This is a genomic window from Streptomyces prunicolor NBRC 13075, from assembly GCF_000367365.1.
Lineage (GTDB): Bacteria > Actinomycetota > Actinomycetes > Streptomycetales > Streptomycetaceae > Streptomyces > Streptomyces prunicolor.
Genome location: NZ_BARF01000149.1, coordinates 1 through 11,095 on the forward strand (window position 1 = coordinate 1; position 11,095 = coordinate 11,095).

General features: G+C 69.4%; 8 protein-coding genes. 3 read left to right on the top strand and 5 right to left on the bottom strand.

Annotated elements, in window-relative coordinates; genetic code table 11:
- Positions 1-96: 96 nt before the first annotated feature.
- The 5 genes from SPR02S_RS52335 to SPR02S_RS52355 all read right to left on the bottom strand — a co-directional run bounded on the left by SPR02S_RS52335 (position 97) and on the right by SPR02S_RS52355 (position 6,687).
- Positions 97-894 (bottom strand): endo alpha-1,4 polygalactosaminidase, encoded by a 798-nt coding sequence (locus SPR02S_RS52335; protein ID WP_019065049.1) that lies wholly within the window; start codon positions 892-894, stop codon positions 97-99.
- Positions 891-1,541, bottom strand: a complete 651-nt coding sequence (locus SPR02S_RS52340) for a spherulation-specific family 4 protein (protein ID WP_019065050.1) — start codon at positions 1,539-1,541, stop codon at positions 891-893. Before SPR02S_RS52340 ends, SPR02S_RS52335 begins: the two co-directional genes overlap by 4 nt.
- Positions 1,538-3,031, bottom strand: coding sequence for a hypothetical protein (locus SPR02S_RS52345; protein ID WP_019065051.1), 1,494 nt, complete (start codon positions 3,029-3,031; stop codon positions 1,538-1,540). Before SPR02S_RS52345 ends, SPR02S_RS52340 begins: the two co-directional genes overlap by 4 nt.
- On the bottom strand, positions 3,028-4,554 hold the full coding sequence (gene pelF, locus SPR02S_RS52350; RefSeq protein ID WP_019065052.1) for a GT4 family glycosyltransferase PelF: 1,527 nt from the start codon (positions 4,552-4,554) through the stop codon (positions 3,028-3,030). Before pelF ends, SPR02S_RS52345 begins: the two co-directional genes overlap by 4 nt.
- 105 nt (positions 4,555-4,659) lie before the next feature.
- Entirely contained in the window at positions 4,660-6,687 is a 2,028-nt protein-coding gene (locus tag SPR02S_RS52355; RefSeq protein WP_019065053.1) for a hypothetical protein, read from the bottom strand.
- Between the two features lie 354 nt (positions 6,688-7,041).
- Here SPR02S_RS52355 and SPR02S_RS52360 point away from each other — a divergent pair, with 354 nt between their 5' ends.
- The 3 genes from SPR02S_RS52360 to SPR02S_RS52370 form a co-directional block, all read left to right on the top strand.
- Positions 7,042-8,559 carry a leucyl aminopeptidase gene (locus SPR02S_RS52360; protein WP_019065054.1) on the top strand — a complete coding sequence of 506 codons (1,518 nt, stop codon included), beginning with the start codon at positions 7,042-7,044 and terminating at the stop codon, positions 8,557-8,559.
- Positions 8,560-8,947: 388 nt separating this feature from the next.
- The gene (gene lpdA, locus SPR02S_RS52365; RefSeq protein WP_019065055.1) at positions 8,948-10,336 is read left to right on the top strand and encodes a dihydrolipoyl dehydrogenase; all 1,389 of its coding nucleotides are present in this window, start codon (positions 8,948-8,950) and stop codon (positions 10,334-10,336) included.
- A gap of 57 nt (positions 10,337-10,393) precedes the next feature.
- A partial coding sequence (locus SPR02S_RS52370) for a biotin/lipoyl-containing protein (protein WP_019065056.1) occupies positions 10,394-11,095 on the top strand: 702 nt, incomplete at its 3' end.

The window sequence follows — 11,095 nt, forward strand, 5'->3', positions numbered from 1 at the left end:
CGGTAGCCGCACATCAGATACAGCCCCGCGCCCCTGGGTTGGCTGCCCTCAGGTGTGTTCAACAGGACCCGGTGTGTTCAGCAAGGCCCGGCATGTTCAGCAGGCCTTACGCCATGCTCCCAGTTCGTACTTCTTCTCCAGTGAACTGAGCTTCAGCTTGCGGGAGTCGGCGCAGAAGCTGGTCGTCGGGAGTTCGTACTCGACGTGGAAGACCGCCTTGTTGGCCTTGATGAACGGGGTCAAGGTGTCGCACTCGTCGTACTGGGCGCACTGTTCGTTGACCGCGAAGTCGAAGTCGGTTACCAGGGCGGGGATTTGGGCGAGGTCGTTCTTCAGGCCGACTGCCATACCCCTTGCGTGGGCCAGCTTGGCGATGAGGCGGTTGTAGTGGAGTTGGTCGGCGGCCTTGAGGGGGAAGCCGGTGTCGTTCTGGTAGCCGTCCATGTTGTCGGGCTCCACCGCGTCGAAGCCCTTCTCGCGGCACATGTCCAGGCGGGCCGCCATCAGGGGTTCGAGGACGTCCGTGCGGCGGATGTCGAGCCAGCGTTCGCCCTTCCAGCTGTTGCCCTTGCCCAGCACCGACTTGGGGAACTTCTTGGCGTCGGGGCGGAAGTCCTCCCAGGCGCCGGTGGAGAGGTAGCAGATGACCTTGCGGCCCTTGTCGTGCAGCGCGGTCACCGTCGCCTTGGAGTGGTCGAAGCCGTCGATGTCGTAGACCGGGACGTCGATGGATGTGTCCAGGCGGCCGCTCAGCTGCCACTGCCAGGCCACTCCCGGGCGGGGCTGCCAGCGCTTCCCGGTGGTCTGCGTGGGGGTCGGCTTGTCGTCGGGGGTGGCGGTGCAGCCCGCGAGGAGCAGGAGGAGGAGCGCTAGCAGGGGGGTGGGGCGGCTCATGGAACGGGCTCCAGGGTGTGGGGCAAGGTACCCCACGGATGATCTCCCACGCCCAATACCGCGCAGTGCACCGAGGCCCCCCGGGCGCGGGCCTCCGCTTCGAAGTCGACCTCGGGCGGGACGCCGTGGACGAGGTGGCCGAGGTGGGTTCCCGCAGTGCCACGCCAGGGTTGCGGGGGTTGGTCGCGGTACGTCGTCCAGGGGCCCTCGAAGGTGATCAGGACGTCGGCTATGCGGGCGTACGACGGGTGGGGTGTCGTGCCGTGGTTCAGCACGAGTGTGCCGCAGCCGGTGGCCCAGGCTGCGCCCGCCAGGCGTTGGTAGTGCCTGAAGTCCCTTTGTTCGGTGGGGACTTGGTCGAAGAAGGCGCCGTTCGTGCCGTACCAGTCGCGGTAGCGGGTGAGGTCCTGGGCCACGTCCGCGTACGAGCGTGTGCCGTAGGCCGTGTCCGTGTAGCCGAGCAACCGGACGTCCGTTGCCCGGAGTTGGGCCGCCAGATCGGCGAAGGCGGGGTCGGGGGCCTCACCCGGGCCGCTCGCCGGGTTGAGGATCACGCCGTAGAGGCGGGGGGCCGCCGCCACGATCGCGGCCCACTCGGCGGGGCGGACGGTCGGGTGTTCGTAGTAGGGGACCAGTAGTTGGCTCATCTGTGTGCCGTGACTCTGCTCAACAGGGCGCCGACCAGGACCACTTGGACCGTCGCCGCCGTGCCGTACACGTACACGGCGATCCAGTGCGGGCCGGCCGCGTGGGTGAGCAGGGCCAGCGTCTGGGCCGCGGCCGCCGCGCAGCAGGTCGTTGCCGCGGCGAGGACCGCGCCGAAGGACTGGAGGAGCAGGCCTGTCCACAGGACCATGCCGAGGAGGAGCAGGCCGGTGAGGCTGACGGCGTTGACGCCGGGGGTGTGGGGCCAGAGGGAGGTGGCTAGGAGCGTGAGGGTGAGCAGGGCGGCGAGGTAGGCGGTCAGGCACAGGGTGAGGGTGAGGGCTGTTGTGCGCCAGAAGGCCTTGGGGGTACGGCTGTTGCGTATGCCGGTGAGGCTGCCGCTGCGGAAGCGGTAGAGGAGCCACTCGGCTGGGCCCATGCTCAGAGTCAGGGCGACTGCGGCGACCGCGCTGCCGCTCAGGGCGGCGTAGAGGACGAGGGCGCCGCTGCCCAGGCCGAACAATGCGAAGGGGAGGGAGCTTGTCAGTCGGGGGGACATTGTTGATTTTTGGCTGCGGGTGCGTGGGGGCTGGTCGCGACCACGCGGCGGTAGCCGCAAATTGAATACAGCCCCGCGCCCCTTGAGGGCAATGCCGTCAGGCCTTACTTCAAGTAGAGCCAGTGCCACTACCGCCAGCAAGGAACCCAGTAGCAGGATCAGTCTCGCCGCGTCCGGCACCGAATGGACCATCGCCACCACCGCGCCCGCCGTCATCGGCAACAGCGTTGCCAGCAAAGCCCGTTCGCGGCCCATGACCAAAAGGACGGTTGCCGCGCCCAGGTAGATGGACTGGCCCGCGGCGAAGGTTACGGCTGTCGGGTGGGTGGTGCCCGCGACCGCCAGCGCGACCCCGGCGCCCAGGAGTGCGCCCAAGGGTGCCCCGACGAGGAGGCTGTGGCGGGCCGCCGGTCTGTCGCCCAACCCCAGCCAGGAGTACGCCCTGTGGGCAAGGCCCTGGTTCCAGGTCCAGCCGACCAGGGCGCCGGAGAGGAGGGGGAGGGTGCCGGCGGGGAGGCCGAAGGATTCGGGGTGGCCCGCGAGCAACGGTGACCCTAGGACGTAGCCGAAGCCCGGGAGGGCGAAGACGACGCCTCTCAACAGGCAGCCGAGCAGGCCTATTTGCCAGGGGTCGTGGGCGGGGCCGTCGGGTTCCGGGAAGCGGCGGGCGACTCTGTCGTACAACTCCTCCGCCAGGGCGAAGGAGTTCTTGACGCCGTACCGCTCGCGTATCTGGTCGTCCGACATACCGTCGGATTCGAGGAGCGCGGCGATCTCGTCGGGGTGCACGGCCGCGGCGACGAACTCGTCGAGGCGTGCGGCGAGTTCGTCGATCGGGTCGGGCTCCGCCCAGCTCGGTGAGCGGCGTTGCTTGGGGACGCCGGGGACGGTGTCCGAACTCGCCCCCGGCGGCAGCCAGATGGAACCGGTCACCAGTCGGTACCGTCCGTCGCGACAGCCTTATACCACGGATCGCGCAGTTCGGCGGTCCAGTCGGCGACGGTCTCGACCGTGGGCTCGTACACCTCGGGGCGGCCCGCGAGCTCTTGGTAAATAGTCCGGAAATTATCCACGGACCGACGCAACGTGAAGCGCTCGATAACCCTCTGGCGGGACAACTCGCCCAATTTCAGGCGGCGTTCGTCGTCGCGGAGGAGGGTGAGGACGGCGGCGGCCATCTTCTCCGGCTCGCGCGGCGGGACCACGAGACCGGTGTCGCCGACGGCCTCGCTGACTCCGCCGACGTCGGTCGAGACGGTCGTACGGCCGCAGGACATGGCCTCGATGATGGAGAAGGGGAAGCCCTCCGAGATGGAGGAGAGCATGACTATGTGACCTGCCGCGTACGCGCGCCAGACCTCGCTGATGCGGCCCTCGAAGGTGACCCCGTCGGTGACACCCAACTCGGCGGCGAGCTTTTCGAGTTTGGTGCGGTAGGCCTCGCCGCCGACCGGTACCGGGCCGAACAACCGCAGCCTGGTTTCGGGCATTTCGGCGCGGACGGAGGCATACGCGCGTAGAAGTGTTTCGAGGTCCTTGATGGGGTCCACGCGGCCGCACCAGGAGAGGGTGGGGATCTCCGGTTCGGGGCCCGCGTGCGGGAAGGCGGCCGGGTCGACGCCGTTGTAGACCGTGCGGATCTTGTCGGCGTCGGCGCCGCCGCGCTCCTCCCAGCGGCGGTTGTACTGGTTGCACGGGGTGATCAGGTCGGCGGCCTTGTACCCGTGGGAGTTCAACTCGCGGTAGAAGCCGAGCATGAAGGCCTTCACGGGCCAGCGCTGGCCGTCGCGGCGGTAGCCGAGATAGCGCTCACGCAGGTAGATGCCGTGCTCGGTGAGGAGGAAGGGCACTCCGTCGAGCTTCTTGGCGGCGAGCGCGGGCAGGGTCGCCAGGCCGCTGCTGACGGCGTGCGCGACACAGTCCTCGGGGATGCGGACGCCGAGTGGGCGAAGTGCGTGCTCCAGCAGGTCCGTTGCGGTGAGGGCGTCGTGAACTGTGGGGCGGGCGGCGGCAGTTGCCAGGTGCGGCATCGTCCATATCCACATCAGCGAGCGCAGCGCCGTCTCGGTGCGCAGGGCCGCCGACAGGCGTCCTTGGCGGGCGAGTTGGGCCAGGTCGTAGAGGCTCTCGCCGAAGTCGCAGTGCGCCTCGGGGTCGAGGAAGGAGAGCAGGAACCGCTCGTAGGAGTCGACGAAGCGGCGGCGGGCGGCGCCGTACAGGCCGTGGTTGCGGCGGCCGGGGCGCGGGCCCCAGGTCGGCACGGACGTGTGCCGGTAGGCGTTGGACGGCAGCTCCCAGGTCACGGGTTCGCGACCGCTGCCGGTGAGCGACAGGATGTGGAAGTCCACCTCCGGCATGCCCTTGACGAGTTGGTCGCACCAGGTGCTGACCCCGCCGTGGACGTGCGGATAGGTGCCTTCGGTGAGCATGGTGACATGACGGCCGGTACGCATCATGCGAGTTCCCCCCTGCGGAACTGTGGACGGCTCTGGCGCGCACCCCGGCCGGTCGGTGGTGGCCGGGGTGCGCGCGATGGCTGGCTGCGCTGCGCTGTCGTGGGGTCAGGCGGGCAGGTTCAGCGCGAGAGCGGTCTGCGTAAGCTCCGGCGTGGTCCAGGCCGAGCGCTCTCCCGCGTACGGCGTCCCGAACGCGGCTGTGCCGAGAGGTAGTTGCTTGGTGGTCCCTTCGGGTGCGGTCAACGGGATCTGGATCCCTGTGGGGGCGTTGACGGTGACGGTGGTACCGATCCGGTACGCCTCGACGTCGCCGTTCGTGACGGCGCTCTGCCAGGCGGCGCGGTTCTGGAGTTCGGTGCCGATCGCGCTCTCCCGCAGGTTCTCCAGCGGGGTGTTGTCGGCGAACAGCGCCTGGTAGTCGGCGAGCACCTGGTCCAGGACCGGGTAGAGGACGCGGTCCTCGGCCAGGTTGGACTGGTGCGCGTAGTGCGGAAGCGGGTCGTTGCTGATGGCGTGGCCGAGGTCGGTGGCCGCCTCCTGCGGGACGATGTAGTCGTCGTAGCCGGTGGCGGTGTCCAACGGGGCTGCCAGGCAAGTGGAGTCGGGGTTGTTCTCGCAGGCGCCGCTGCCGCCGTCGGCCGTGGAGGTGTAGATCCAGTTGTACTCGTCGGCCATCTCGGCCTTGGTGCCCGTGTTGTAGTACACGTTCATCGGGTAGCGGGGCACGGTGAGCGCGTCGCCGACGGCCCGCTGGGTGCTCTCGCGGGAGTGGTCGGAGGCCGTCCAGGTGATGCCGTTGGCGGCGAGGGCGCCTGCCAGGTTCGGGTTGTCGTCGGGCTGCTGCGGGAGCGTCTTGAGGCCCGAGTGCTCACCGGTGACCAGCTCGTCCCGCTCGACCGGAAGGCCGTTCGCCAAAGCCCAGTTGTAGTTGCTGGCGATCTCCGCGGAGATGTCGGCCTGGCTCATGTACTGGGTCGTACCGTCGGCGTTCTTCGCGCAGTTCCAGGGCACGGTCGTCAAGTCCTGGACGCAGCCGAGGAATTCGTGCGAGTACGTGTGGTTGATCCAGCGGAAGTCGGCCTTGTCGGCGAGGAGCTGGTCGGTGAGGGCGTCCGTGCCGCCGTTCTCGCTCTTCCAGTCCTCGCCCAGGCCCGCGTTGAAGGCCAGGTCGAGCGTGAAGCCGTGGTCCTGCTCCCACTGGGCCGCGTACGCCGCGTCGGCCGCGGTCATCCGGATCGGCGTGGCCGTCGAGCCCTCGCCCGCCGCGCAGTCGTAGTCACCGGGCGTGCAGTTGAGCTCGGTGTCCCAGCGGTCGTCGGGCGCGAAGACGTCGTCGACATGCACCGAAAAATAGTTGCGCGCCTGGCCCAGGTGCACGCCCTGAGTCAGCCATTCGACGATGCCGCGCGCCAACACCCGGAACTGCTCCTGGTATTGGTTGTACGCGAAGGTCAGCACCAGTTCGCGGCGGCCGTCGTGCGCGTACTCGCCGACCAGGCTGCCGCGCCCGGTGCCGCCCGGTACGGCGGTGTCGACGTAGCTCGTGAAACCGGTCCTGGGCGTGGCCACGAAGCCGTAACTCTCCTGCACGGACGAGGAGTTGTCCTCGAACGTGAGCGGTCCGTCGAGATAGCCGAAATAGCCCGCCTTGCCGTCGGCGGTGACATCTGCCTCATGCCCGTCGAGTGCCCCGGAGTAGGCGGCGTAGTCGAGACCGACCTCCGGGTGCGCCCAGGTGTAGGCGTCGACCTGCGGGATGCCGTACGTCGTCTCGTAGGCATTGAGCGCGGTCTGTTCCGCCGAACTCGTCCCGAACGGCGCCTCGTTGGGCAGGACGACGCCCTGGTACTTCGCGCGGGGCGTGCCGTCCACCGTGTCACTGAGGAAGGCCGCGTCGATCGTGGGGCGGCCCGAGTCGTTCAGGTTCACAGTCGTGTACGGAATGCCCTCGCTCTTCAGCTGGGCGGCGATGGCCTCGACGGGACTGTCCCCGTTGTCCACGACGAGTACCTTGAGATCGATGCGCGGCTCGTCGGCGGCCGATGCGCCGGGTGCCTCCAGGCCCAGCACCAGCAGTCCTGCGGCCGCCAGTACAGCGGCCGCGGTTCTCCATCCGCGCGTTCCGTGCGCCATGTCGTCCCTCCCCCAAGCGATCCTCCCTGTGGTCGTCTCGCGGAGGATCCATGGAAATCATGCAAATCGATGAGCATGTCGCCCACATGAACCTCACGAGTGTGGCGCAGGACATCCAGGGTGAGGATCGAGAAGTGGCCACTCCGCTTCCGGTAGGTGAACCCCTCGAGGGAACCGGTGAACCCCCCGCCGGGAATGAGCCATCAGGCACACGCGCGTACGCTCGTCCTGGGCGCTCAGCTGCCCCCTATGCCCACCACCGCCGCAGGTCGGAAATAGGGTCGGCTGTCGGGCCCGGTCGACCCACCCCGTTCGGCCACAGAAACTTCACATCGGAAGCGAGAATTCACCACTGTGACTGCTCTCACTCTCAGCACCGCCGCGGCGCCCGGCCTGCGGGCCGACGCGATCGTGATCGGTGTCGGCAAGGGCGGCAAGGGCCCGGTCGTCGCACCGGGCGCCGACGCCGTGGACAAGGCGTACGACGGCAGGCTCGCCGGCGTCCTGGAGACCCTGGGCGCCTCCGGTGCCGAGGGCGAGATCACGAAGCTGCCCGCACCGGCCGGCTTCAAGGCACCGCTCGTGCTCGCGGTGGGGCTCGGCGCGGAGCCCGAGGAGGGCGAGGAGTACGGCGCCGAGGTGCTGCGCCGGGCCGCCGGCGTCGCCGCCCGCGCGCTCACCGGCGCCAAGAAGGCCGCCTTCGCGCTCCCCCTCGCCGACGCCGCCGACGCCGGTGCGATCGCCGAGGGCGCGCTGCTCGGCGCGTACTCCTTCGACGCGTACAAGGGCGGCGCCAAGGACGCCAAGGGCAAGGCCCCGCTCGGCGAGGTCGCCCTGCTCGGCGGCAAGCCGCGCGACAAGGAGCACAAGGCGGCCGTAGAGCGCGCTCTGGCGGTCACCGAGGAGCTCAACCGCGCCCGCGACCTGATCAACACCCCGCCGAACGACCTCGACCCCGAGGCCTTCGCCGCCGTCGCGCAGACCGCGGCCAAGGAGCACGGCATCAAGGTCGAGGTGCTCGACGAGAAGGCTCTGGAGAAGGGCGGCTACGGCGGCATCCTCGGCGTCGGCGCCGGTTCCGCGGCCGGTCCGCGCCTGGTGAAGCTGTCGTACACGCACGCCGACGCCACCAAGCACCTCGCGTTCGTCGGCAAGGGCATCACGTACGACTCGGGCGGCATCTCGCTCAAGCCGGCCGGCCACAACGAGACGATGAAGTGCGACATGAGCGGTGCGGCCGCGGTGTTCGCGGCCGTCGTCGCCGCCGCGCGTCTGGGCCTCGCCGTCAACGTCACCGGCTGGCTGGCGCTCGCCGAGAACATGCCGTCGGGCTCCGCGACCCGTCCCGGTGACGTGCTGCGGATGTACAGCGGCAAGACCGTCGAGGTGCTCAACACGGACGCGGAGGGGCGGCTTGTCCTCGCGGACGCGCTGTGGGCCGCGTCCGCGGAGAAGCCGGACGCGATCGTGGACGTGGCGACGTTGACCGGGGCGATGGTTCTGGCTCTCGGGAGCCGGACGTTCGGTGTGATGGCGAACGATGAGGCGTTTCGCTCCGCGATCGTCGAGGCGGCTGACGAGGTCGGGGAGCCGTCCTGGCCCATGCCGTTGCCGGAGCACCTGCGTAAGGGGATGGACTCTCCCACCGCCGACATCGCGAACATGGGTGAGCGGATGGGTGGGGGGCTCGTCGCCGGGCTGTTCCTGCGGGAGTTCGTGGGTGAGGGGATCACCTGGGCGCACCTCGACATCGCTGGGCCTGCGTTCAACGAGGGCGGGCCGTTCGGCTACACCCCCAAGGGTGGGACGGGGTCTGCGGTGCGGACGTTGGTGCGGCTGGCTGAGCTGACTGCTGCTGGGGATCTGGGCTGACGTTCGCCCAATAGCTCGATGCCCTGAGGTGCGTGGGCGACTGCGGACCGGCTGTGGCCGGTCGCGCAGTTCCCCGCGCCCCTGGGGGGTCGCACCTAGGTCTGCGGCGACTGCGGGTCCGGTCGCGCCCCGCAGCGGAGCTGCATATCGATACAGCCCCGCGCCCCTAGGGGGTCGCACCCAAGGTGTCTCAACAATTCAACGTCTCTCATGTGAGCGTGTGGCGTCTCACACCCGGGCCCGGCGTCTCGTTGGGCCTCGACAAGTGCGAAGATGGGCTCGGCAGGACAGGGCCCCCACCACAGGGCCGAAGAAAGAGCGGCCGGACACCAGCCGCCGCGCGGTCACTGAAGACCGGCGTACGGCGCACATGCATGGAGGACGTGACGTGGCGAACGACGCCAGCACCGTTTTCGACCTAGTGATCCTCGGCGGTGGTAGTGGCGGGTACGCCGCGGCGCTGCGCGGGGCCCAGCTGGGACTGGACGTCGCCCTGATCGAGAAGGACAAGGTCGGCGGCACCTGCCTGCACCGAGGATGCATCCCCACCAAGGCCCTGCTCCACGCGGGCGAGATCGCCGACCAGGCCCGCGAGAGCGAGCAGTTCGGTGTCAAGGCCACCTTCGAGGGCATCGACGTACCGGCCGTCCACAAGTACAAGGACGGCGTGATCTCGGGCCTGTACAAGGGACTCCAGGGTCTGATCGCATCCCGCAAGGTGCACTACATCGAGGGTGAGGGGCGGCTCTCCTCCCCCACCTCCGTCGACGTCAACGGCCAGCGCATCCAGGGCCGCCACGTCCTGCTGGCGACCGGCTCCGTGCCGAAGTCGCTGCCGGGCCTGGAGATCGACGGCAACCGGATCATCTCCTCGGACCACGCCCTCGTCCTGGACCGCGTCCCGCAGTCCGCGATCATCCTGGGCGGCGGTGTCATCGGCGTGGAGTTCGCCTCGGCGTGGAAGTCCTTCGGCGCCGACGTGACGATCATCGAGGGCCTGAAGCACCTCGCCCCCCTTGAGGACGAGAACTCCTCCAAGCTTCTTGAGCGCGCGTTCCGCAAGCGCGGCATCAAGTTCAACCTGGGCACCTTCTTCTCGAAGGCCGAGTACACCGAAAACGGTGTCAAGGTCACCCTCGCCGACGGCAAGGAGTTCGAGTCCGAGCTCCTGCTGGTCGCGGTGGGCCGCGGCCCGGTCTCCGCCGGTCTCGGCTACGAGGAGCAGGGTGTCGCCATCGACCGCGGCTACGTCACGGTCGACGAGTACATGCGGACGAACGTCCCGACCATCTCCGCCGTCGGTGACCTCGTCCCGACGCTCCAGCTCGCGCACGTCGGCTTCGCCGAGGGCATCCTGGTGGCGGAGCGTCTGGCCGGTCTGAAGACCGTTCCGATCGACTACGACGGTGTCCCCCGGGTGACGTACTGCCACCCCGAGGTCGCCTCCGTGGGCATCACCGAGGCCAAGGCCAAGGAGATCTACGGCGCGGACAAGGTCGTCGCTCTGAAGTACAACCTCGCGGGCAACGGCAAGAGCAAGATCCTCAACACCTCGGGCGAGATCAAGCTCGTCCAGGTGAAGGACGGTGCCGTGGTCGGCGTCCACATGGTCGGCGACCGCATGGGCGAGCAGGTCGGCGAAGCCCAGCTGATCTACAACTGGGAAGCGCTGCCCGCCGAGGTCGCCCAGCTGATCCACGCCCACCCGACGCAGAACGAGGCGCTCGGCGAGGCCCACCTGGCACTGGCGGGCAAGCCTCTCCACTCCCACGACTGACCCCCTCGGTCGGACGACGACACAGACTTCCGCAATTCGTAAGGAGCAACCGAAACCATGGCGGTTTCCGTAACCCTTCCGGCGCTCGGTGAAAGCGTCACCGAGGGCACTGTCACCCGCTGGCTGAAGGCCGAGGGCGAGCGAGTAGAGGCCGACGAGCCGCTGCTCGAGGTGTCGACCGACAAAGTCGACACCGAGATCCCCTCCCCCGTCGCCGGTGTGCTGGCCTCCATCAAGGTGGCCGAGGACGAGACCGTCGAGGTCGGCGCCGAGCTGGCCGTGATCGACGACGGTACGGGCGCGCCTGCCGCGGCTCCGGCCCCGGCCGCAGAGCCCGCTCCCGTGGCTGCACCGGCTCCGGTCGCCGAGGCCCCCGCGGCTCCGGCGCCCGCCCCGGCCGCCCCCGCCGAGGCGCCCGCCGCCCCGGCAGCCGGCGCCACCGGTACCGACGTCGTACTGCCCGCACTGGGCGAGTCGGTCACCGAGGGCACCGTCACCCGCTGGCTGAAGGCGGTCGGCGAAGAGGTCGCCGAGGACGAGCCCCTCCTGGAGGTCTCGACCGACAAGGTCGACACCGAGATCCCCTCCCCGGTCGCCGGCGTCCTGCTGGAGATCCTGGTCGGCGAGGACGAGACCGCCGAGGTCGGCGCCAAGCTCGCCGTCGTCGGCGCCCCGGGTGCCGCTCCGGCGGCTGCCCCGGCTCCGGCCGCCCCGGCGCCCGCTCCGGCGGCTGCCGCTCCGGCTCCGGCCCCCGCGCCG

Bases quoted from the DNA above. Each gene is read 5' to 3' on its own strand.
- SPR02S_RS52335 (WP_019065049.1), bottom strand. From the start codon at position 894: ATGAGCCGCCCCACCCCCCTGCTAGCGCTCCTCCTCCTGCTCCTCGCG.
- SPR02S_RS52355 (WP_019065053.1), bottom strand. From the start codon at position 6,687: ATGGCGCACGGAACGCGCGGATGGAGAACCGCGGCCGCTGTACTGGCG.
- pelF (WP_019065052.1), bottom strand. From the start codon at position 4,554: ATGATGCGTACCGGCCGTCATGTCACCATGCTCACCGAAGGCACCTAT.
- SPR02S_RS52340 (WP_019065050.1), bottom strand. From the start codon at position 1,541: ATGAGCCAACTACTGGTCCCCTACTACGAACACCCGACCGTCCGCCCC.